At 43.1% G+C, this 23942-nt stretch carries 23 protein-coding genes and 1 other annotated feature; of the genes, 19 read left to right on the plus strand and 4 right to left on the minus strand.

Annotation, left to right across the window (positions count from 1 at the left end; translation table 11 throughout):
* Positions 1–159 precede the first annotated feature (159 nt).
* From QWT69_RS06190 to QWT69_RS06270, 17 genes are all read left to right on the plus strand, one after another.
* Positions 160–1617 (plus strand): NCS1 family transporter, encoded by a 1458-nt coding sequence (locus tag QWT69_RS06190; protein ID WP_317970019.1) that lies wholly within the window; start codon positions 160–162, stop codon positions 1615–1617.
* 17 nt (positions 1618–1634) lie between these two features.
* The gene (locus QWT69_RS06195; RefSeq protein WP_317970021.1) at positions 1635–1841 is read left to right on the plus strand and encodes a hypothetical protein; all 207 of its coding nucleotides are present in this window, start codon (positions 1635–1637) and stop codon (positions 1839–1841) included.
* A gap of 192 nt (positions 1842–2033) precedes the next feature.
* Entirely contained in the window at positions 2034–2477 is a 444-nt protein-coding gene (locus QWT69_RS06200) for a DUF6526 family protein (RefSeq protein ID WP_317970023.1), read from the plus strand.
* A gap of 59 nt (positions 2478–2536) precedes the next feature.
* Complete coding sequence (ytxJ, locus tag QWT69_RS06205; protein ID WP_317970025.1) at positions 2537–2863, plus strand: bacillithiol system redox-active protein YtxJ; 327 nt, start codon at positions 2537–2539, stop codon at positions 2861–2863.
* 334 nt (positions 2864–3197) lie between these two features.
* Entirely contained in the window at positions 3198–4157 is a 960-nt protein-coding gene (locus QWT69_RS06210; RefSeq protein WP_317970027.1) for a DUF3196 family protein, read from the plus strand.
* 114 nt (positions 4158–4271) lie between these two features.
* On the plus strand, positions 4272–5558 hold the full coding sequence (tig, locus tag QWT69_RS06215; protein ID WP_317970029.1) for a trigger factor: 1287 nt from the start codon (positions 4272–4274) through the stop codon (positions 5556–5558).
* A gap of 148 nt (positions 5559–5706) precedes the next feature.
* Positions 5707–6969 carry an ATP-dependent protease ATP-binding subunit ClpX gene (gene clpX, locus QWT69_RS06220; protein WP_317970031.1) on the plus strand — a complete coding sequence of 421 codons (1263 nt, stop codon included), beginning with the start codon at positions 5707–5709 and terminating at the stop codon, positions 6967–6969.
* 128 nt (positions 6970–7097) lie between these two features.
* Positions 7098–9422, plus strand: coding sequence for an endopeptidase La (gene lon / locus QWT69_RS06225; protein WP_317970033.1), 2325 nt, complete (start codon positions 7098–7100; stop codon positions 9420–9422).
* Positions 9419–10000: a ribosome biogenesis GTP-binding protein YihA/YsxC gene (gene yihA, locus QWT69_RS06230; protein ID WP_317970035.1), complete on the plus strand. Its 582-nt coding sequence runs from the start codon at positions 9419–9421 to the stop codon at positions 9998–10000. Before lon ends, yihA begins: the two co-directional genes overlap by 4 nt.
* Before the next feature lie 113 nt (positions 10001–10113).
* Positions 10114–10458 (plus strand): hypothetical protein, encoded by a 345-nt coding sequence (locus QWT69_RS06235; RefSeq protein ID WP_317970037.1) that lies wholly within the window; start codon positions 10114–10116, stop codon positions 10456–10458.
* Between the two features lie 7 nt (positions 10459–10465).
* The gene (hemA, locus tag QWT69_RS06240; RefSeq protein WP_317970039.1) at positions 10466–11824 is read left to right on the plus strand and encodes a glutamyl-tRNA reductase; all 1359 of its coding nucleotides are present in this window, start codon (positions 10466–10468) and stop codon (positions 11822–11824) included.
* Between the two features lie 133 nt (positions 11825–11957).
* On the plus strand, positions 11958–12788 hold the full coding sequence (locus tag QWT69_RS06245) for a cytochrome C assembly family protein (RefSeq protein WP_317970041.1): 831 nt from the start codon (positions 11958–11960) through the stop codon (positions 12786–12788).
* A 34-nt stretch (positions 12789–12822) separates the two neighbouring features.
* Positions 12823–13752, plus strand: a complete 930-nt coding sequence (hemC, locus tag QWT69_RS06250) for a hydroxymethylbilane synthase (protein WP_317970043.1) — start codon at positions 12823–12825, stop codon at positions 13750–13752.
* A complete protein-coding gene (locus QWT69_RS06255) occupies positions 13745–14509 on the plus strand; it encodes a uroporphyrinogen-III synthase (protein WP_317970045.1) in 765 nt (254 codons plus the stop codon). Before hemC ends, QWT69_RS06255 begins: the two co-directional genes overlap by 8 nt.
* On the plus strand, positions 14506–15486 hold the full coding sequence (gene hemB, locus QWT69_RS06260) for a porphobilinogen synthase (protein ID WP_317970047.1): 981 nt from the start codon (positions 14506–14508) through the stop codon (positions 15484–15486). The genes QWT69_RS06255 and hemB overlap by 4 nt, the downstream gene beginning before the upstream one ends.
* The gene (gene hemL / locus QWT69_RS06265; RefSeq protein WP_317970049.1) at positions 15487–16779 is read left to right on the plus strand and encodes a glutamate-1-semialdehyde 2,1-aminomutase; all 1293 of its coding nucleotides are present in this window, start codon (positions 15487–15489) and stop codon (positions 16777–16779) included. It abuts the gene before it with no gap.
* A 109-nt stretch (positions 16780–16888) separates the two neighbouring features.
* Complete coding sequence (locus QWT69_RS06270) at positions 16889–17608, plus strand: hypothetical protein (protein WP_317970051.1); 720 nt, start codon at positions 16889–16891, stop codon at positions 17606–17608.
* Here the strand turns inward: QWT69_RS06270 and QWT69_RS17365 are convergent.
* Positions 17567–17758: a hypothetical protein gene (locus tag QWT69_RS17365; RefSeq protein WP_488803661.1), complete on the minus strand. Its 192-nt coding sequence runs from the start codon at positions 17756–17758 to the stop codon at positions 17567–17569. The genes QWT69_RS06270 and QWT69_RS17365 overlap by 42 nt on opposite strands.
* Before the next feature lie 67 nt (positions 17759–17825).
* Positions 17826–18055 (plus strand) — a binding site (T-box leader).
* A gap of 86 nt (positions 18056–18141) precedes the next feature.
* Here QWT69_RS17365 and QWT69_RS06275 point away from each other — a divergent pair.
* Positions 18142–20787 (plus strand): valine--tRNA ligase, encoded by a 2646-nt coding sequence (locus tag QWT69_RS06275; RefSeq protein ID WP_317970053.1) that lies wholly within the window; start codon positions 18142–18144, stop codon positions 20785–20787.
* Positions 20788–20850: 63 nt separating this feature from the next.
* Here the strand turns inward: QWT69_RS06275 and QWT69_RS06280 are convergent, their stop codons facing one another.
* Genes QWT69_RS06280 through QWT69_RS06290 form a run of 3 tightly spaced genes read right to left on the minus strand, consistent with a single transcriptional unit; the run spans position 20851 to position 22630 of the window.
* Complete coding sequence (locus QWT69_RS06280; protein WP_317970055.1) at positions 20851–20973, minus strand: hypothetical protein; 123 nt, start codon at positions 20971–20973, stop codon at positions 20851–20853.
* A complete protein-coding gene (locus tag QWT69_RS06285; RefSeq protein WP_317970057.1) occupies positions 20970–21767 on the minus strand; it encodes an ATP-grasp domain-containing protein in 798 nt (265 codons plus the stop codon). Before QWT69_RS06285 ends, QWT69_RS06280 begins: the two co-directional genes overlap by 4 nt.
* Positions 21764–22630, minus strand: coding sequence for an ATP-grasp domain-containing protein (locus QWT69_RS06290; RefSeq protein WP_317970059.1), 867 nt, complete (start codon positions 22628–22630; stop codon positions 21764–21766). The genes QWT69_RS06285 and QWT69_RS06290 overlap by 4 nt, the downstream gene beginning before the upstream one ends.
* 62 nt (positions 22631–22692) lie before the next feature.
* On the opposite strand from QWT69_RS06290, the gene QWT69_RS06295 reads away from it, so the two are divergent.
* Positions 22693–23901: a bifunctional folylpolyglutamate synthase/dihydrofolate synthase gene (locus tag QWT69_RS06295; RefSeq protein ID WP_317970061.1), complete on the plus strand. Its 1209-nt coding sequence runs from the start codon at positions 22693–22695 to the stop codon at positions 23899–23901.
* Positions 23902–23942: the final 41 nt, after the last annotated feature.

The following is a 23942-nucleotide window of genomic DNA, read 5'->3' on the forward strand; positions in this document are numbered from 1 at the left end:
AGTGTCTAGACTCCAGGCGCCAGCCGCTCGGGTCATAAGCAATTCAGCTATGTGGCAAAGACCGCCACGTTGCTGAATCGACTTATGCCTGTCGCGTCTTAACGGACGCCTTCCGCTTTTCATAGTTAACTGGAAATCTATTATAGGGGAGAGACATGTATGGCGAATGGTGGGAGTTATTTAAAATCACCAGATTTACTTCCAGTGACACATCAAAAAAGAAGCGTTGGGGCATTTGGTTTTGCAGTGATCTGGATAGGGATGGCTATTGTTTTAGCCGCCTTTGCAATTGGTGGCTCTGCTATTATGAGTTTATCATTGCCCATGGTCATTTTTGCTACATTAATTGGTTCCGTCTTAATCGGTGTCCTTATGACGTTAATCGGTGATATTGGCGTTGAGCATGGGTTATCCTTCCCGGTTTATATGCGCGCCCCGTTCGGCACAATCGGCACACATATACCTTCGCTCGTTCGCGGAGTGACAGCAGCTTGTTGGTTCGGGCTTAACACATATTTTGGTGCGATGGCCATCAATGGGATTTTGAATTTATTATTCGACTTTAATAATTGGTTTTTGTGTTTCCTTGTGTTTGCGGCATTACAGCTCTTCAACACATCGCTCGGCATTAAATCCATCGAGCGCTTTGCGGATTTTGCAGCGCCGGTCATTATTTTAATCGCAATCTGGATGTACATTACGCTTGCCGATCAAGCGACAGTTCAAGGGAAAGACGTATGGGCTTGGATCGAATCCCCGACAACTGGGATAGCGGCTTTTACAGCTTTCATGGTTGTGATGATGGCGAACATGGGGTTCTGGGCAACATTGGCAGCAGATATGCCGACATTGTCACGTTTCTTTAAAGCTCCGAAAAATGAACGCAATTGGTTTAAGCGTAATAAAACACAGTTAGTCGGCTCTTTAATCGTCATGCCGATTACGAACACATTTATCGTAACGATAGGGGCAGTCGCTTACATGGCAACGGCCTCTGCTGATCCGATAAATGCCTTGCAGAATAGTGCAAGTGGAATTGTACTGGGGATTTTATTGCTAATGATTGTATTGGCGCAATGGTCCACAAACACATCCGCAAACGTTATTCCAGCAGCAACGATTTTCTCGAACATCGGCGGACCGAAAGTGCCGTTCTGGGCCGCTGTCATCATAGCTGGGATAGTCGGAATTTTAGCACAGCCGTGGAGTCTGTTTGGCGTGTTGGTCGAAGCGCTATTAATCATCGGCGGTATTTTAACCGCAATTGTAGGGATTTTGTTTGCGGATTATTATTTAATTCGCAAGCGTCGTGTAAACGTAAGGGATCTCTACGAATTGGACGGCCAATTCAAGTATATGAACGGCTTTAACTTGGCGGGACTGATTGCTTGGGTAATTGGTGGGGCATTAGCGAATATGTTCCCAACGTATTCTGCTTTAGTGGGCTTTTTCGCCGGGGCGATTGTCTACTATGTGCTGGCGAAATATTGGTGGTTTAAAAAGTACCCGCAAGCTGAACTCGATAATCCGAGCGATGCGGAGTATTTAGGCATTACAGCTGGCCATGACTGGGACGATATCGTTGTCCAGGAAACAGAAGGAAAAACGGAACAATAGAATAGCGAGGTGTGTGTATGTCTGAGCAATTACTAACGTTGGATGAAATGAAGCAAATAGATGAATGTATCAACAAAGGGTTTTCAATTCATTCGGTAGATGAAAATTTAAGTGGAATGTTGATTATCTTTAAACGGCACGAAGAAGAAGTGCGTTTGCAGGTCTTGACTGCTGAAGCGCGAAAATATTTTGCTGCAAAGCTTCAAGAGCAAATGCAATTGTAGAAAGTAGCTCAGTTTAATACAAATGGGTAAAACTCTATTCTATGAAAAAGTGGAATAGAGTTTTACAGTTTAATGGTGTTTTAGAGAGTAGCTAACCTCATTAGATAGGTTACTAAGCATAATTGAAGTATTATATACCCGGTGCGGTATATAATGATATGTACACGGAAAACAATGATAAGGGGTATAAAATTGGCTGAAAAAGAGTTGCAAAACTATGAAAATCACACACGTATTCATCCGCTACAACATTATGTATTGTTGCCGATTAGTGCAATTACATTAGTGGTGGCAATTATCTTTACAATCATTAGCGTTGTGAAAGGTGATTTTTCATTCACTACATTTTTAATCATGGCTCTAGTTATTATGAGTATCATTACGGGACTGTTAGCAAGAGTAAACGCGTTAAAAGTGCAAGACCGCACGATTCGAGTGGAAGAACAATTGCGTTATTTTATATTAACTGGATCTCGAATCGACCCAAAGATTACGATAGAACAATTAATTGCCTTACGCTTTGCATCAGATGACGAATTTCCAATGCTTGTTTCTAAAGCTGCAGTAAAAAATATGACACCGAATGAAATAAAAAAAGAAATTCAACAATGGCGTTTCGATGAGCACCGAGTCTAAAAATTTCTACTCTAGCTGCGTCGCATCAACGTTAGTTGGAATGTTGGAGGTATACACATATGGAACGTATTAAATCGATTGAAAATTGGCGTGAGTTACTCGAACAGTCGTTAGAGAAACCTTTTCTTCTATTTAAATTCAGTACGACATGTATGAGCAGCTTAACTGCTATGAAAGAATTAAAAACGTTTGAAACAGAACTTCCTATTTACATAGTCATTGTACAAGAAGACAGACACATCTCGAATACGATTGAAAAGGATCTTGGCGTGAAGAATGAATCACCCCAACTTTTAATCTTGAAAGATGGTAGAGCAATGTGGCAAGCTACTCATTATAAAATTAAACAAGCTCTTTTACGCGACGCTATAACTACATACGTATGAAATTGGTATTCTGATTGCCATTTTGAAAGCCCGTCAAAATCAGCAAGGGAATAATTATTAGTAGGCAGCCTACTCACAAAGAACTCCAAAAAGTTATGTAGCTCGTTCTAGATTTGGAATTCATTAATACTGCGGTGACGACTGCCAATCAGAAAGCAGCCGTTTTAGATTTGTTATGGACCAACCTTAAACTTACATTCATAATAATTAGCATGAAATTCTTTTCCAAAACAACACGTTCTACGTGCATAAATCATTTCCTATTGGAAAAACCTATATGTTATAGTGAAGTGGATGAAAGAGGGTGAGTCGTTTGCGACATAGGTATGGGAGGTTGTTGAAGAAAGACAATGTCGTTGTGTTCCCTGGAACGTTGGATGGACTAATCGAGAGCGGGTTGGATGCGATCGAGGATGTTGACTATGACAAAGCTGTGGACGTATTTGGCCAGGCTTATCATTTCGATTCCGAAAACACGCGTCTGCTGGCGCCTTATGCAGTAGCCTTATACGAAACAAAAGATTTCGAAAAAGCAAAAGAAGTCGCTACAAAACTGTTACATAGTGGAGCTACCGATTACTTGGATGCGATGGAGCTCTATTTGGCTATCAGTATTCAACTTCAACATTATGAAGAGGTAGAGATGACGATAGAAGCATTGCTTGATGAGGAGATCGTGCCAACTGACGTCATTAAGAAATTCAATTACTTGCGCGATCTGAACGAACGATTGTTTAACAGGTACGAACGTGCAGATAAAGAACCTGTCATAAGCCACAGTATCATTTCTATAAATGAATTCAAAGAATGGACTTTGGAGAAACAACAAGGCTTACTTGCGACATATGAACAAGGTTCATTGAAAGAGGAAATCATTAATTTTCTTGTTGCTGTTGTCAGCGATGAAGAAGTACCATCGGTTGTTATTACATACGCGCTTGTTCTATTAAGTAACGCAAATTATGAGGAACCGGTTCTCGTAAGGAAGTTTGGCCAAGCGAAAGAAGTTATTCCCGCAGAGCTCGAGCTGCCTGGCCACGGTTCCGTGACAGATGCTGTCATCGAGCGCATGACCGAACTGTATGAAAAAGATCCAAGTCGACTGCAAATGGCGATTGATGCGATTAAACGATATGATGTCGTTGCGTACCCATTCAAATGGGATGGTTTTTCAATCGTAGAAATTTCTGATGCCTATATGGAGTACATAGAAAGCATGTTTTCAGGTGAGCCAATGGCAGTTAACGAGCTCAATTCAGTGATCAGATCCATCGACGAACAAACAGATCAATGAGAAACAGTAAATCTGTTGAAAGATCGAAAGACTGTGATATACTGTAATGGTTGTAAATGGCGTATTTAGCGTGCGAAAATAGATTTGTCATAAATGATTCGGAGGTTTTTTATAATGTCAGTTAATTGGGAAAAAGAAGAAGGTAATAAAGGAACACTAACAATCGAGGTGCCAGCAGAGAAAGTCAATGCTGCAATCGACGAAGCATTCAAGAAAGTTGTAAAGAAAGTACAGGCACCAGGTTTCCGTAAAGGGAAGATGCCACGCAAGATGTTCGAGAAAATGTATGGTGTAGAATCACTTTACAATGATGCACTTGATATCATCCTACCTGAAGCTTATGGTAACGCGTTAGATGAGTCTGGTGTTGAGCCAATCGCTCAACCAGAGATCGAAATCGACGAAATGGAACAAAACAAGCCACTCGTTTTCAAAGCACGTCTTACTTTGAAGCCAGAAGTGAAATTGGGCGAGTATAAAGGTCTTGAAGTGACGCGTCAGGAAACTGAAGTCACTGACGAAGAAATCGAAGAGCAACTTAAAGATCGTCAAGCAGGATTAGCTGAGATGGTTGTTAAAGAAGATGGCGCTGTTGAAGACGGCGATACAGTCAATCTTGACTTCGAAGGCTTTACAGATGGCGAACCATTTGAAGGCGGAAAAGCTGAAGGATATGATCTTGAAATTGGATCGGGTTCATTCATTCCAGGATTCGAAGAACAAGTTATCGGTTTGAAAACAGGCGAAGAGAAAGATGTTGAACTTACATTCCCTGAAGAATACCATGCGGCTGAACTTGCTGGTAAGCCTGCCGTGTTCAAAGTGAAAATCAATGAAATCAAATCAAAAGAAATTCCTGAACTAAACGACGAATTGGCAAGCGAAATTGACGAAGAAGTCGATAGCCTTGATGCACTTCGTACGAAGATGAAGGAAATGACGCTAGAAGAGAAAAAATCAGCTTCTGAAACAGCATTGCGCGACGATTTGGTAGAAGCTGCTGCTAGAAACGCAGAAGTTGACATTCCTGAAGTCATGATCGATTCTGAAGTCGACCGCATGATGGAAGAATTCGGTCAGCGTCTACAAATGCAAGGCATGAACTTGGAACTCTACTTCCAATTCTCAGGTCAAGACGAAAAGACGTTGCGTGAACAGATGAAAGAAGATGCAACAAACCGTGTTCGCGTATCCTTGACACTTGAAGCTATTGGCGCTGCTGAAAACATTCAAGTTGAAGAAGAGGATATCAATATAGAGCTTGCTAAAATGTCCGAGCAATTCGGCATGGAAATCGAGCAGATCAAACAAACATTGGGTGGAACGAAAGTTCTTGAAAATGACTTGCGCTTTAACAAGACAGTAGAATTCCTTGTTGAAAACGCTAAAATTGTTGAATAAGAAGAATCATGTATAATACAAGGTACGGCTTTTCCGTACCTTGTTTTTAATAGGGGAAATTAAGTCCTGACGAATAGACGTGAAGTTCTAATTAGTTGATTAAAACGGGGCAATCTTGTAATATTGTGACTTGATAGGGGTGAGCTTGATGTTTAAATTCAATGATGAAAAAGATAATTTAAGTTGTTCTTTTTGTGGTAAAACCCAAGATCAGGTAAGAAAGCTTGTCGCTGGTCAAGGTGTTTATATTTGTGATGAATGTGTTGAATTATGTGCTGAAATCGTTGAGGAGGAAGTGGGTCTGGAGGAGAACTTCGAACTGAAGGACGTTCCAAAACCACGTCAAATCCAAGCAATTCTCGATGAATATATCATAGGTCAGGACAGAGCCAAAAAGTCTTTGGCAGTCGCTGTCTATAACCATTACAAGCGTGTCAATACGAACAGTAAAGTCGATGATGTTGAAATTGCGAAATCTAATATTGTTCTAATTGGACCAACAGGTAGCGGTAAGACGCTATTAGCACAAACATTAGCGCGTATTCTGGATGTTCCGTTCGCAATTGCTGACGCGACGTCTTTAACAGAAGCAGGATATGTTGGTGAAGACGTAGAGAATATCTTATTGAAGTTGATTCAAGCGGCTGATTTCGATATTGAACGTGCTGAAAAAGGGATTATCTATATCGATGAAATCGATAAAGTTGCACGTAAATCCGAAAACGCATCAATTACGCGTGACGTTTCGGGTGAAGGTGTCCAACAAGCATTGCTCAAAATTCTTGAAGGTACTGTAGCAAGCGTTCCTCCTCAAGGTGGACGAAAGCATCCTCATCAGGAATTCCTTCAGATCGATACAACGAACATCCTATTCATCGTAGGCGGTGCATTCGATGGAATGGAAGAAATCATTAAGCGTCGTACAGGTCAGAAAGTGATTGGTTTCGGAACTGAAATCGAGAAGTCGGCAGAGGAAGCAACATTGCTATCCCAACTGATTCCTGAAGACTTACAGCGTTTTGGTTTGATTCCTGAATTTATCGGTCGTCTTCCAGTTATCGCGACATTGGAGCAGTTAAGCGAAGATACGCTTTATCAGATTTTAACAGTTCCTAAAAATGCGATCGTCAAACAATACCAAAAAATGGTAGAGCTTGATGGTGTAGCGCTTCGCTTTGAAGATGATGCCTTGCTAGAAATCGCCAAAGAAGCGATTGTCCGTAAGACGGGCGCACGTGGATTGCGATCCATTATTGAGAATATCATGTTGGATATTATGTACGAGCTGCCTTCACTAGAAGAAGTAACAGAGTGCATCATTACTAAAGATTCCGTCCTGAAGAAATCCAGTCCGATTCTTTACAAGGAAGACGGAACTGAATTCATTCTCGATCCTGAGAAAACGGCTTGAGAAATGGAGGAATGAAGCTGACTCCGGCGATGCGATCTATTCGCTCGTCGGTTGTCAGCTTTTTCCACCTTATATGAAGCAGTGAACTACACATACATAACATATGAATTTCTGGAGGTGACTTCAACATGTCGAAACATATAAAAGTGAATGTACCATTATTGCCATTGCGCGGTATTCTTGTTTATCCGAAAATGGCCTTACATATTGATGTTGGACGCGAACGATCTGTATTTGCAATCGAACATGCAATTGCAAATGGAAATCTGATCATGCTCGCTTCCCAAAAAGACACAAGCGTTGAACAACCCGAAGCTGAAGATTTGTACGAAATGGGTTTGTTGGCGCATGTTAAATCATTGACAGAACTGAGCAATGGTACATATCGACTGGCTATTGAAGGAATCGGAAGAGGTATATGGTCCAATTACGAAGAGGCGGACTTATATCCTGTCGTTGATGTCGTTGCGATTCCTGAAGATGACGAGGTAGACATGAACACTACTGCTTTAATGCGGACATTGCTTTCCTACTTTGAAAAGTATATGGGGTATTCGGCAAAAGTTTCGAAAGAGACATTCGATTCGATTTCAACGATTGAAGAGCCCGGAAGATTGGCGGATACGATTGCTTCCCATCTGCCGTTAAAACTCGTTGCCAAGCAGGAGATTCTGGAAATGACAGATGTAAAGCAAAGACTTGAATTCCTTATCAATAAATTGCATGACGAGCAGGCAATTTTGGAGCTTGAACGAAAAATCAACACGCGTGTGAAAGAAGCAATGGAACGAACACAGAAAGAGTTCTATTTGCGCGAGCAGATGAAAGCAATCCAGAAGGAATTGGGCGACAAAGATGGCAAGAACATCGAAATTGTCGAATTGACGGAAAAGATTGAGAAGGCCGGCATGCCGCAAAATGTGAAGGATGCTGCCTATAGAGAGTTGGACCGTTATGAAAAAGTCCATTCGGCATCTGCAGAGAGCGGCGTCATCCGTAATTACATCGATTGGCTAGTCGCTTTGCCGTGGTCAGATTCTTCGAAAGATCAGCTTGATATTAACCGGTCAGAAGAAATACTAAACCGGGATCATGAAGGGTTGGAGTCTGTGAAAGAGCGGATTCTCGAATATCTTGCAGTTCGTCAGATGACAAAATCATTGCGCGGACCTATCCTTTGTCTTGATGGACCGCCAGGAGTCGGGAAGACTTCCTTGGCACGTTCCATCGCGGAATCTTTAGGACGTCAATTTGTCAGAATCTCGCTTGGTGGCGTTCGGGACGAATCGGAAATACGTGGTCACCGCCGCACTTATGTTGGTGCTATGCCAGGCAGGGTCATCCAGGGAATGAAAAAAGCGGGTAAAATTAATCCAGTATTTTTATTGGATGAAATTGATAAAATGTCCAATGATTTCAGGGGCGATCCGTCTTCCGCAATGCTAGAAGTACTGGATCCGGAGCAGAATTTTTCATTTAGCGATCATTATATAGAAGAGCCATATGACCTATCCAATGTGTTGTTCATCGCCACATCGAATGATCTTGGATCGATTCCAGGACCACTCCGGGACCGCATGGAAATCATTTCGATTCCTGGCTATACGGAATTGGAAAAGCGTGCTATCGCTAAAAACCATTTGATTCCAAAGCAGTTGAAAGAGCATGGTTTAACGAAATCACAAGTTCGTTTCAATGATGAAGCGATTATGAATATCGTGAGGTACTATACGCGTGAAGCAGGCGTTAGAGGTCTGGAACGTGAAATCGCACGAATTTGTAGAAGAGCGGCTAAACAAATTGTGACCGGTGAGAAGAAGAGTGTCACGGTCAGCGCGAAAACGTTGGAAACATTACTTGGAAAACGGAAGCATAGTTATGGCCAAGCCGAAGAGAAAAATCAAATTGGTGTTGCGACAGGTCTTGCTTATACGACAGTTGGCGGGGATACTTTGCAAATTGAAGTGTCGCTGTCACCCGGAAAAGGCAAACTTATTTTGACTGGTAAACTCGGTGACGTCATGAAGGAATCCGCACAAACTGCATTATCGTATGTACGGTCCAAAGCGGAGCAGTTCAATATCGATCCCGACTTCCACGAGTCAAGTGACATTCATATTCACGTCCCTGAAGGTGCTGTTCCGAAAGATGGACCATCTGCAGGGGTTACGATTGCCACAGCACTTGTTTCTTCTTTGACACAACGTCCGATTCGACGTGAGGTTGGAATGACAGGCGAAATAACACTTCGTGGTAGAGTGTTGCCAATCGGTGGAGTAAAAGAAAAGTCATTAAGCGCGCATCGTGCAGGATTGACCACAATCATTCTGCCGAAAGCGAATGAACGAGATATAGAAGATATACCTGAAAGTGTACGTAGTGAGCTGACATTCAAGCTTGTTTCGGATGCTGAAGAAGTATTAGCAATCGCATTAGAGGAGGCTTCCGAATGAAAGTCAATCAAGTTGAAATGATCATGAGTGCAGTTAGACCCGAACAATATCCTGATAACGGATTCCCGGAATTCGCATTGGCAGGCCGTTCGAACGTTGGGAAATCGTCCTTCATCAACAAGATGATTGGTCGCAAAAGTTTGGCGAGAACTTCGTCAAAGCCTGGTAAAACCCAAACATTGAACTTCTATAAAATTGAAGAACAGTTATTCTTCGTGGACGTACCGGGATATGGGTATGCGAAAGTATCGAAATCAGAACGCGGTAAATGGGGAAGTATGATTGAAACCTATCTGATAGAGAGGGAACAATTGCGAGCTGTCATCCAAATTGTAGACCTCCGTCATCCACCAAGTGTTGATGATTGTATTATGTATGACTTCCTTGGGGACTATAATATCCCGACAATCATTGTCGCGACAAAAGCTGATAAAATCCCTAAAGGTAAATGGGAAAAACATAAAAAAATCGTCAGAGACACTTTGCATTTAAGAGCAGGTGACCCAATCATTCTCTTCTCGTCAGAAAAAGGAATGGGTATGGACGAAGCGTGGAAAGAAATCGAAAGCAGAATGTAATACCTGTAGTAAAAATAAATCCGGAAGAAGCCAAAGCTCCTCCGGATTTTATTTTTCACTGCGTTGTGCGTTTATGGGCGCGAGTCCGACGTTTACGGGCGGGGGCACGCTGTTTGGGCGCGTATCCGACGTTTACGGGCGGGGGCACGCTGTTTATGGGCGCGTATCCGACGTTTACGGGCGGGGGCGCGCTGTTTATGGGCGCGAGTCCGAAATTTATGGGCGCTGTCACGCTGTTTACGAGCGCGTATCCGACGTTAACGGGCGAGCCCACGACATTTATGGGCGCAGCTACACTATTTATAAAAACATACTCAACATATACAGTTACACACATTGTAATAATTCCAATAACAGGCAACCAACCCTTGATGGTTCAAGAGTTGGTCACAATAACCACCGAACATAGCTGGCCAATATGTTATAATTACTGTGTCAAAAGAACGGGAGAGGTGTGAACACCCAATGCATACAATCATGGTCGGTGTAAACTACCGAACGGCTCCAGTAGAAATAAGAGAAAAACTCTCTTTTGTGGAAGATCAGTTGCCGAGAGCTATGCAACAACTTCAACAAGAGAAAAGTATATTGGAGAATATTATCATATCAACTTGCAACCGCACTGAAATATACGCTGTGGCAGATCAGATTCACACAGGCCGTTACTATGTCAAGCGATTTTTGGCGGACTGGTTTAACATGGATCTGGAAGTACTATCACCCCATCTGATTATCTACGAAAATGACGGCGCAATTGAACATCTAATGAAAGTAGCAGCCGGAATCGATTCAATGGTGCTCGGTGAAACACAGATACTTGGGCAGGTACGTGACAGCTTCCTAAAAGCACAAGATATCGGTACGACTGGAACTGTTTTCAATGAACTTTTCAAAAAAGCGATTACACTTGCTAAACGTGCACACTCAGAAACCGCAATCGGCGACAATGCAGTATCCGTTTCCTACGCGGCAGTCGAGCTTGGAAAGAAAATTTTCGGTTCCTTGAACCATAAACATATAGCAATACTTGGTGCAGGAAAAATGGGCGAATTGGCCATTAAAAACTTGCATGGCAGCGGCGCGGGAAAAGTCACTGTTATCAACCGTACGTTATCGAAAGCAGAAGAAATGGCAGAGCAGTTTGGAGGCGTTGCGAAACCGATGGAAGAACTCCAATGTTCTTTGCTCGAAGCAGACGTCCTTATCAGTTCTACTGGTGCGACAGATTATGTCATCGACTTGGAAATGATGCAATTCGTTGAAAAGCTTCGAAAGGGAAAACCAATATTTATGGTTGATATCGCGGTACCCCGTGATCTAGATCCACGAATTGGCGATCTTCCTAATGTCTTTCTTTATGATATCGATGATTTGCAAGGTATTGTCGAAGCGAACCTAGCTGAGCGAAAAGTAGCTGCTGAAGAAATTGGTTTGATGATTGAAGAGGAAATCGTATTGTTTAAAGAATGGATTGCGACGTTAGGCGTCGTTCCACTCATTGCTGCTTTGCGTGAAAAAGCATCGATTATTCAAAGCGAAACAATGGAAAGTATTGAAAATAAGATGCCGAATCTAACAGCCCGTGAAAAGAAGCTGTTGAATAAGCACACGAAATCGATTGTTAACCAATTGCTGAAGAATCCTATTCTGCAGGCGAAAGAGTTAGCAATGGATGAGCATTCAAGTGAAAAACTGGAATTGTTCAAAACGATCTTCGGATTGGCAGAAGCAGAAAACGCGGTGCCCACGAAGGTTTCTAATAAAGAGACGGCACCCACTTCAACACCGCCGCTCTATACACAGTCCGATTTGTCCCTTAATTGATTTAATAGGAATGCATTTATGATTAATCGAGATGTAAGCCAATAAGTGTGGACTGTAAATGGACACCAAATTTCATATTATATATTTCTTTATTTCATTTGCTCAACTTCTAGTGAAAGGCAGAGGATGCATCATGGCTGAAATTACGATGGCGAGATTTCACGAAGTGATTGTCGTCCTGTATGCGGTGAGCCTTGTATTTTATTTCATCGATTACTTGAATAAAAACAAAGTTGCTCACCGCAGCGCCTTCTGGATTTTAATGGTCGTCTATCTCATGCAGAGCGGCTCACTTGTCGTCCAATTGATTGAAACGCATCGATTACCGATCCTTTCACTTTATGAAGGGATTTATTTTTACACATGGTTGCTGATTACGTTATCTATGATTCTACAGTTGTTCACGAAAGTAGGATTTGCCGTCTTCTTTTTGAATGTCATCGGCTTCGTTTTCATGACGATTTATACATTTGCACCCGCTCAAATAGAGCAATCACCAGTAGGCGAATCGCTTATCTCGGAATTATTGTTCATCCATATTACTTTTGCCATATTTTCTTATGCTGCCTTTGCAATGGCTGTGGTTTACGCGATTCTTTATCTGCTTGTCTATAATGTGTTAAAACGAAAGAAATGGACGAAACAGTTTGGCCGTCTTCCATCATTGCAAATGTGTCTGATTGGGATGAAAGCATCCATCTATACAGGCATTCCGGTTTTATTCATTAGCTTAATACTTGGTACACAATGGGCAATTGTCGCATTGGATGAGTGGATGATTTCTGATGTGAAAATTATCGGTTCTTTCTTTTTAATAATTATTTATAGTTTAGTATTGTTTTTGCAAAGAAGAGGCAAACTGACAGCAAACGATTTTGCATGGGCGAACGTATTCGCTTTTCTTTTTGTGATTATCAATTTCTTTTTAGGAAGTAAATTATCACAGTTCCATTTCTGGATTTGAGGAATAGACATTCGTTTTAGAAAGGAAGGGTACAATGAGAAAAATCATCGTAGGTTCCAGACGAAGTAAGCTTGCATTAACACAGACGAATTGGTTCATCGACCAAATGAAAGCAGCGGGTGCACCATTTGAATTTGAAGTGAAGGAAATTGTTACGAAAGGCGACCAAATTATCGACGTCATGCTTTCTAAAGTAGGCGGTAAAGGTCTATTCGTGAAAGAAATCCAACAAGCCCTTTTCAATAAAGAAATCGATTTTGCAGTTCATAGTATGAAGGATATGCCGGCAGTTCTGCCTGAAGGATTGACAATTGGCTGTATACCTCCACGAGTTGATGCACGTGATGCGTATATTGCAAATGGCGGTGTGAAATTCATGGATCTGCCTGTCGGAGCAGTTGTTGGAACGTCAAGTTTGCGCCGTAGTTCGCAATTATTGTTGTTGCGCCCAGATCTTGAAATCAAATGGATACGCGGAAACATTGATACACGACTTAAAAAGATGCAAGATGGAGAATATGATGCCATCCTCCTTGCAGCCGCAGGTTTGAAACGAATGGGTTGGAGCGAGGATATCGTTACGGAATATATGTCCATTGAAGACTGTATCCCTGCGGTTGGACAAGGTGCTTTGGCAATTGAATGCCGTACGGACGACACTGAATTGTTGACTGAGCTGAAAAAGATGTCTGACGACAAAACGTGGAATGAAGTCGATGCAGAGCGGACATTTCTTTCTGAAATGGATGGTTCTTGCCAAGTGCCAATTGCAGGATTCGCTAAAACAATCGGTGATGAAATTACATTCACTGGTTATATCGCAACGCCAGATGCTAAGCAAGTATTCAAAAAGACTGTGACTGGAAAAAATCCTGTGGAAGTTGGGAAGGCTGTAGCAAAAGTGTTGCGCGATGAAGGTGCTGCTGAAGTTATCCAGAAAGTGAAGGCGGAAATGGATGCCTGAACAGTTGCCTTTACAAGGTGAAACCGTCATATTCACGGGGACGCCAAAATCTGTCGACGTGTTCGACCTTGTTCGACAGTATGGTGGCGAGCCATATTCTTTCCCTTTAATCCAAGTGGGGGAGATAGAAGACTCCTCGGATGAAGAGCGGTTAAAGAAGTCCGGCGCCTATGATTGGCTTATTTTTACGAGTCAAAGTGCTGTGCATTCCTTTCAGTCGAAAATGAAACGTTATCGACTGAAAGCGGCGGACATTCAATCTAAAATTGCGGCTGTTGGAACACAGACAGCTGCGGCGCTTGAAAAAATCGGATTTCAGGTGGAGTTCATCCCAACTGTTTTCAGTGCGGATGTGTTTGTCCAACAGTTCAAACCTGAAGGAGCAACAAAGCTAAATGTCCTCTTCTTAAGAGGAACACTTGCGGGAAGCTTAATTCGTGAAGAGTTACCGTTCCACGTTGTAGAATGGACGGTTTACGAAACAGTCACCAAACCCCAATCAATCATTTCGATTGTGGAATTGCTAAAAAAGCGGACGGACTGCACAGTATTGTTTGCAAGTCCGTCTGCGGTCCAAGTTTTTGTAGAAAGTGCAGTGCCGATTGTTGGCTGGAGTGGGTTTACAATCGGTGCTATCGGACATGTGACAGCAAATGCATTGAAGAAAGCGGGTGCTACGGTCAACGTGACACCTGAAACGTATACGTTAAAGGAACTCGTCAACGCTTTGGCGAGACGAAAGGAAGAAATCCAATGAGCAACTATCATTTTCGTCGTAACCGCCGTCTGCGTAATTCTACTACTTTGCGCTCGATGGTAAGAGAAACGATTTTACAAAAAGAAGATTTTATTTATCCGATCTTTGTCATCGAAGGCGAAGACATTAAAAACGAAATCAGTTCAATGCCGGACATCTTCCAATTGTCACTTGATAAGCTACTCGAAGAGGTAGAGGAAGTTGTTTCGCTTGGAATTCCTTCCGTTCTGCTATTTGGTATTCCAGCGGAGAAAGACGCCGTTGGTACAGGTGCTTATGATGATGAAGGAATTGTTCAGCTGGCAACAAAGTTGGTCAAACAAGCCTATCCTGATCTAGTTGTCATTGCAGATACATGCTTATGTGAATATACGGATCACGGCCATTGTGGTGTCGTACATGGCGAAAAAGTGTTGAATGATCCATCGCTTGAACTGTTAGTGCAAACCGCAGTAAGCCAAGCAAAAGCGGGTGCTGATATAATTGCACCTTCTAATATGATGGATGGTTTTGTCATCGCAATCCGCCAAGGACTTGATGCAGCAGGATTTGAAGATATTCCGATTATGTCCTATGCAGTGAAATACGCTTCCGCTTATTATGGACCTTTCCGTGATGCTGCCGATTCTGCACCGCAATTCGGGGACCGTAAGACGTACCAAATGGACCCAGCAAACCGTATGGAAGCACTTCGGGAAGCAGAAACGGATGTTTTAGAAGGCGCAGACTTCCTAATCGTCAAACCGGCGCTATCATATTTGGATATCATGCGTGATGTGAAGAATAATGTGTTGCTTCCTGTCGTTGCGTATAATGTGAGCGGCGAATATTCAATGGTAAAAGCAGCCGCACAAAACGGTTGGATCAATGAAAAGCAAATTGTACTCGAAACGTTGACAAGTATGAAACGCGCAGGCGCAGACCTCATCATGACGTACCATGCAAAAGACGCTGCTCGTTGGTTGGAGGAGAAATGAATGGGTAGAAATTACGAAAAATCGAAAAAAGCTTTTGCTGAAGCGGTGAAATTGATGCCGGGCGGAGTGAATTCTCCAGTACGTGCATTCAAATCGGTCAATATGGATCCGATTTTCATGGAAAGTGGAAAAGGACCAATGATTACGGATATCGATGGCAATGAATACATCGACTATGTCCTATCATGGGGTCCTCTGATTTTAGGACATACGGATCCAGATGTCGTTGAAGCGATTAAGAAAGTAGCTGAAACAGGGACAAGTTTTGGTGCTCCTACATTGCTTGAAAATGAATTGGCGCAAATCGTCATCGACCGTGTCCCTTCGATTGAAATCGTACGGATGGTTTCATCAGGTACAGAAGCGACAATGAGTGCCTTGCGTCTAGCTCGTGGATATACGGGTCGCAATAAAATTTTGAAGTTCGAAGGCTGTTACCATGGCCACGGAGATTCATTACTCATTAAAGCTGGTTCTGGTGTCGCGACTTTAGGATTGCCTGATAGTCCAGGCGTACCTGAAGGCGTTGCGAAGAATACGATTACGGTTCCTTATAATGACCTTGCAGGCGTTACAGCTGTCTTTGAACAATATGGTGACGATCTAGCGGGAGTCATTGTAGAACCCGTTGCAGGCAATATGGGCGTCGTACCACCTGAGCCTGGCTTCCTTGAAGCTCTGCGCGAATTGACAGAGAAGAATGGTACAGTTTTGATTTTCGATGAAGTCATGACGGGTTTCCGTGTCGATTATACGTGTGCGCAAGGATATTTTGGCGTCACACCTGATCTTACTTGCCTAGGAAAAGTAATCGGTGGCGGGTTGCCTGTCGGTGCATATGGCGGTAAACGAGAAATCATGGAGCATATCGCTCCTGCAGGAACGGTTTACCAAGCTGGCACATTGTCCGGTAATCCGCTTGCAATGACTGCGGGTATCGAGACATTGAAAAAGTTGACACCGGCGTCATACGATCATTTTAAGAAGCTGGGCGATCAGTTGGAGATAGGTTTCCGTGAAGCGGCAACTAAATACAACATTCCGCATACGGTTAACCGTGCAGGCTCCATGATTGGATTCTTCTTCACAAATGAAAAAGTTTTCAATTACGATAAAGCGAAAACGGCAGACCTGCAATTATTTGCGGAATACTTCCGCTTGATGGCGGGAGAAGGCATTTTCTTGCCACCATCTCAATTTGAAGGGATGTTCCTGTCAACAGCACATACGGAAGCGCATATCGATAAAACGGTACAAGCTTTCCATAAAGTCTTCGCTCAATTAGCGAAATAACAAAACTCCTTCTCGATGCTTCGGGAAGGAGTTTTTCATCGCCCTTTATTCTACTTTCTATTCTCATGCATATAATGGCAAGTGAATGTACAGAGGGAGGGAAAGCGAAATGAAAACATTACAATGGACAATGGAAGAGGTCTTTTATTTTCCTGAAGAAATAGGTGTGCCCGAAGAAGGAAGCGCGGTGAAAGTAAATGCCGGGTTTTCAGAAAATCGTACGGAAGACGCTGTCCGGTTGTCTGGTATTTACCATGTTGCAGCCCAAGTGAATTTTGCAGAAGGTGACAGAGCGGCCGAGTTTTCAGATGAAGCTGTCTTCGTCGATGATGTCGAATTGGAGGGAAACTCAGGGTACTTCGAATATGCTGTACCGCTTTACATCGACTTACCACCTGAAGTCGAGACGCCCCTAACCATTGAAGCAACAGATGTCTCAGCGAGGACGAGTGCCGATGGTGCGCTCGCAGTGAAATGGAATGTTACGTGTACGTATGGGGAAAAGTCGGATGAAGTTGTTGGTGCAATACCTGAGCCGACACAAACCGTAGTGGCAGCAGTGCAAGAACCTGCACCAGCACCCACAGTAGTGGCAGCGGTGTCAGAACCTGCATCCATACCAAGCGTAGCAGAAGTAAAAGAACCTGTCCCTGCTGCAAAAGCAGAAGGGCATGTCCGACGAGAGACTGAGGTCGCCATACACGACAGCAGTTCATGGAATGGCCATGATGATGTACTGTCGTATATCGCGACATTACCTGACGAGTGGGCGACGACAACGTTCCGTTCAAATGATGTCTTTGTACAGGATGAAAGTGAGGCCTACTAAAACGCATAACAGTAGAAAATCTCCTGTAGTCGGAACGATTAACAGCCTGATAAGCTGAAACACAGTAATCGGGATAATAATCCCTTTGCAGTAAAATCTGGTCTTTCGTAACCAAGGCGGTAATAAATAAGGATTGTAACCTCGTCTCATTTAATCTTCCTTTCGTCTTTTACTTGACGCAAGCTCCTTCGGTCGGCTAAACTATTAGTAACTGTATAAAGATGCGTTGATCGGAAAAGTATGCAACACCCATTTATTAAAGAGAGGGCTTCATTGCTGGAAGAGCCTATAAATGCGTTGCTGAAAGTCATCCGGGAGCAGTTCTCGTGAAATGAATTTGTACGTAGCGAGAGCCGGTTTGAAACCGTTATTTGTTATTGAGGCGCAGACGTTTTTTCTGTTTGCGCGAATAAAGGTGGTACCACGGATAACTCCTTCGTCCTTTTGGCGGCAGGAGTTTTTTTGTGTCCAAAAATAATTGGATCAGCAGACCATCTTACAATCGTAGTTGCAAGTCAAAAGGAGGAGTTCATATGTCAACTGAAAACATGTCAATGCCAACAAAATATGAGCCGCAGACAATCGAAGCAGGCCGTTATGAATGGTGGCTAAAAGGAAAATATTTTGAAGCGCAACCAGACAGCGGGAAAGATCCATATACGATCGTCATTCCACCGCCGAACGTTACAGGGAAGTTGCACCTCGGTCATGCATGGGATACGACTTTGCAGGATATCCTCATCCGTATGAAACGTATGCAAGGATATGATGCGTTATGGCTGCCGGGTATGGACCATGCAGGCATCGCGACACAGGCGAAAGTGGAAGAGAAACTACGCGGCGAAGGCAAAACACGATATGATCTTGGTCGTGAAAAGTTCCTTGAAGAAACATGGAAATGGAAAGATGAGTACGCAGGCCATATCCGTCAGCAATGGGGTAAACTCGGTCTTGCGCTCGATTATTCAAGAGAAAGATTCACATTGGATGAAGGGCTCTCTAAAGCGGTTAATGAAGTATTCGTCAGACTGTATGAAAAAGAGCTGATCTATCGCGGTGAATATATCATCAACTGGGATCCGGCAACGAAAACGGCGTTATCCGATATCGAAGTCATTCATAAAGATGTACAGGGTGCATTCTATCATATGCGCTATCCACTAGCAGACGGTACGGATAGTATCGAAATTGCGACAACACGTCCTGAAACAATGCTCGGTGATACAGCTGTTGCAGTTCATCCTGAAGATGACCGCTACAAGCATCTGATCGGAAAAATGGTTACATTGCCGATTGTCGGACGAGAAATTCCGATTGTTGCTGATGACTATGTCGATATGGACTTTGGAAGCGGTGCTGTGAAAATCACTCCGGCACATGATCCGAATGACTTTGAAATCGGTAACCGGCATAATCTTGCTCGCGTACTCGTCATGAACGAAGACGGATCGATGAATAGTCTAGCTGGCAAATACGATGGTATGGACCGCTTCGAATGCCGTAAAGCGATCGTCAAAGATTTACAAGATATGGGTGTTTTATTCAAAATCGAAGAGCATATGCACTCCGTCGGCCACTCGGAAAGAAGTGGCGCAGTTGTTGAGCCTTATTTATCGACACAATGGTTTGTCAAAATGGCGCCGCTTGCTGAAGAAGCGATTAAGCTTCAGCAAGGTGAAGACAAAGTCAACTTCGTTCCGGAACGTTTTGAGAAGACCTATTTGACATGGATGGAAAATGTGCATGACTGGTGTATTTCCCGGCAGCTTTGGTGGGGCCACCGAATTCCTGCATGGTACCACAAGGAGACAGGTGAAATCTATGTAGGGCACGATGCACCTGCTGACCTTGAAAATTGGACGCAAGAAGAAGACGTTCTCGATACATGGTTCTCCTCTGCATTATGGCCGTTTTCAACGATGGGTTGGCCGGATATCGACAACGCAGAGTTCAAAAAGTATTATCCGAATGCAGCACTTGTAACAGGCTATGATATTATCTTCTTCTGGGTTTCTCGGATGATTTTCCAAGGTCTTGAGTTCACGAACGAACGTCCTTTCAATGATGTCTTAATCCATGGTCTTGTTCGTGCAGAAGATGGCCGCAAAATGTCCAAGTCGCTCGGTAATGGTGTCGATCCAATGGACGTCATCGATCAGTACGGCGCGGATGCATTACGCTACTTCCTTGCAACTGGATCTTCTCCAGGGCAGGACCTTCGTTATTCAACGGAAAAAGTTGAAGCAATTTGGAACTTTGCGAATAAAATCTGGAATGCCTCCCGTTTCGCGTTAATGAATATGGATGGTATGACGTATGACGAAATCGATTTAACAGGCGAAAAGTCCGTCGCAGATGCATGGATCCTAACTCGCCTGAACGAAACGATCGATCAGGTGACGAAGCTCGCTGACAAATATGAATTCGGTGAAGTGGGCCGAGCGCTCTATAACTTCATTTGGGATGATTTCTGTGACTGGTATATTGAAATGGCAAAATTGCCATTGTACGGAGAAGACGAAACTGCGAAGAAGATGACGCGCTCTGTTCTAGCGTATGTTCTCGACAATACAATGCGCCTATTGCATCCGTTAATGCCGTTCATCACAGAAGAAATCTGGCAGAACTTGCCGCATGAAGGTGAATCCATTACAGTCGCAGCTTGGCCGGTTGCAGATGATTCATTGACGGACATAGCAAAAGCGTCCAATATGAAACTTCTTGTTGACCTCATTCACGCAGTACGTAATATCCGTGCAGAAGTGAACACGCCGATGAGCAAAAAAGTTCCGCTCTATATTGCTGCAAAAGACGAAACAACAGTAGCGGTGCTCGAAGCAAACAAAAACTACATCGAACGTTTCTGCAATCCTGAAACACTTACAATAGGCGTAGGTATTTCCGCGCCAGGCAAATCCATGTCCGCCGTCATCACTGGCGCTGAACTGTTCTTGCCGCTTGAAGGTTTATTGAACCTTGACGAAGAAATCGAGCGTCTGAAGAAAGAACTGACGAAGTGGGAAGGCGAAGTGAAGCGCGTCCAAGGTAAACTTTCCAACGAACGCTTCATGTCCAAAGCGCCTGAAGCCGTCGTCGAAGAAGAACGAGCAAAAGAGAAAGATTACCTCGAAAAGAAAGCGGCGGTCGAGCGCCGTATTGAAGAATTAAAAGAAATCTAATGTAAATCTTATAGAAAATCCCCAGTCTGCATGAAAGTTGCAAACTGGGGGTTTTTTTAAAGTCTAAAACTCCATAAATTCTTCGAGAAGTCCAAAGAGTTCTGCAAAAGTCCATAACTCTTGTAAAAAGTCCATAACTTCCACCAAAAGTCCAAAACGCTCACGAAAAGTCCATACATCATTCATTTCTTCTCTACTAGCCCCTTAATATAACTGATTAACTTCTCAGCGACCGAAAAGTCATGCGTCACATACAGCGACCGTGCGCCGACGGGGTCTTCAATTTCATTCAGAATCCATGTACCGTCAGGAAGCAACAGAAAGTCGATGCCGATATAATCACTTTTCAGCGCTTTTGCGATTTTACGAACTTCATTTTCCTGCCAACCAGCCAGAACATATTTCTCAACGGATCCACCCAATGTGTAATTCGACTTGAATGAATTGTGACCTATCCGCTTAACAGCCCCGAGAATTTCATCGCCAATCATGAACACTCGGACATCCGTTGAACCCGACTCGATAAATGGCTGACGAATGAGTCGTCGCCCTTTCAATGAACTAAAGACGTTAGATGCTTCCTCAAGTGACTTGCAAAGAAATACTTCACTTCCGCCATGACCATCGATTGTCTTCAAAACAAGAGGATAGCTGTTGAGCGCATTATCATTCTTAATAAGCCAAGTAGGTATTGCTGAAATCCCTAACAAAGTAGCCATTTCAAATGTCTTCAATTTATCATTCGCAATCCGGTTCACTTCCGAACGGTTGATCATCCGGTAGCCAGCCGTTTCCCATGTGGCGGACAATTCTGGCTTTCGATCTCTGAATAAAATGAAATCCGCATCGTCATCAGGCTGTTCTTCATCGACAAGCAGTGTCAGTGAAATATCCTGTTTGTGGGCATGCTTCACTAAATCATTGATAAATTCTCGATTTCGTTCAGCTTCGACGGATGAATAATAAAGATATCCTTTCATACCAATTTACCTAGAATATAACTGATCATTCGGTCTGCGACGTTGATGCCTGTCACAGTATATATATTGCGGATATGCGCTGCAGCATTCACTTCACAGACAAGTGGAGTTTCATCCGGTCCGAATAACAAGTCGACGCCTGCAAATTCTGCCCCTACAGCTTCTGCAGCACGGATTGCCAAAGTCTGTTGTGCCTCGCTCAACTCGACAACAGTTGCAACGCCACCATTTGTAATGTTCGCGCGGAAATCCGTTTCGCTATAGCGGTACATCGCTGCGATAATCTCACCGCCGACAATATTCACTCGAATATCCCGTCCTCTGCTTGTCGCGATAAACTCTTGAAATACATAATCTACACCACGCAGTTCATCCACTTTTGCAAAAAACGCATCCTTTGTTTCGATTAAATATACTTTCATGCCGAATGAGCCATGGCCTTCCTTAATAATCATCGGCAATCCGAGTTTTTCCAGCACTTGTTCATAATAGCCTGTGCCGCCAATCGTAAACTTTGGATACACTTTCGGTGCGATAATGGTTATTGGCATTGGGATCTCGTTTTTCGCAAGTTGGATATATTGTTTCGCTTTGTTATCGCACGTCTCGATTACTTCCGGATCATTGAAAACAGGAATACCTACATTTTTTAAAAATGTTGCAAGTAAAATGTCCTTATCCAAAAACACAACGAAATCAGGGAGTGATGTCATTTTCTCATTAATGTTCATCATCACTTCATAATTTTTCAAGATGTCCGCTCGCACGCCTGCCTTTTCAGCAGCTTCCGCCAATAATTCAGCCTGATCACGAAATTTATCACTCGTCAAACTTCCATTATAAATGACCCAACATTTTTTCAATTCATTTCCTCCACCCGTGATATACTTTACCTAAGCTGATTCTATCATAAGGAGAGAGGCAAATGATTCCTAAATTTGATGCGTATAAAAAGCGCTTTAACATACAAAGTGACGATGAAATTAAACCCGGTTTGGACAGTATAAAGGCGGCTCTTCAGAAAATCGGAAACCCCGAAAAAAGTTTGCGGATCATTCATGTGGCGGGGACGAACGGAAAAGGTTCGACAATTGCATTCATGGAAAACGTCCTGAAAGAACAGGGGTTTTCAACAGGCGTATTTTCTTCACCTGCTTTAGTCGACGTGCATGATCAAATAAGAAGTAATGGTCTACCGATCACTACGGAGGAAATGGACAAGTCATTTGAGAGGATGAAAAAAGCCGGACTAAGCGGTATGCTGACAGATTTTGAATTGTTGACTGTAGCGGCATTCGTTACTTTTGAACGCATCCGTCCTGATTATGTACTCTTGGAATGCGGAATGGGTGGGCTGTTGGATAGCACAAATGTCGTGACGCCGCTTGTTTCTGTCATTACATCGATTGCACTTGATCATGTAGGTTTTCTCGGGGATGACTTGGGCAAAATTGCTGGGCACAAAGCGGGTATTATAAAAAAAGGTGTTCCTGTCGTTGTTGGGCCCTTGCCAAACGAGGCTTATACTATAATTAAGTCTAAAATCCTTGAAACTACAAGTGAAATTTATAGATACGGCGAAGAGTTTCTGATGGATAATCATCACTTTTCATCGAGTGAATTTCATATCGACCTACCTGATCGAAAAATGAAAGGACCCCATCAAGCGGTGAATGCTTCTGTGGCAATCGAAGCATTACTGCAAGCGGGTATATCACTAGACAATGAGAACATCAGAAAAGGAATTGCAGAAGCATCGTTACCGTACCGTTTTCAGGAAATCTCCCCAGGCGTCTATGTTGATGGAGCGCATAATCCGGCAGCAGCCAAAATGTTGGTGGAAACAATTCGCACTGAGCTGCCAGGAGAGAAAGTGGATTTTGTAATCGGTATGCTCAATACGAAAGATATCAAAGCGACTTTAGATGAACTGATTCCTGTAGCCGCTTCATTTACATTTGTCTCATTTCCGCATCCGCAAGCCGCAAAAGCAATAGATTTAATGGCCAGTTGTCAGTATAGTAGAAAAAGGATGACAAATAGCGATGATGATACTATACTACTAATAGGCGAAGAAGGTTCGAAGAAAATAGTTGCAGGTTCTTTGTACCTTGTTTCTGGACTTTTGAACTAACTTGTCGTACGATTATAAATAACTATAAAAGATTCGCTATA

This window comes from Sporosarcina oncorhynchi (assembly GCF_033304615.1).
GTDB classification, from domain to species: domain Bacteria; phylum Bacillota; class Bacilli; order Bacillales_A; family Planococcaceae; genus Sporosarcina; species Sporosarcina oncorhynchi.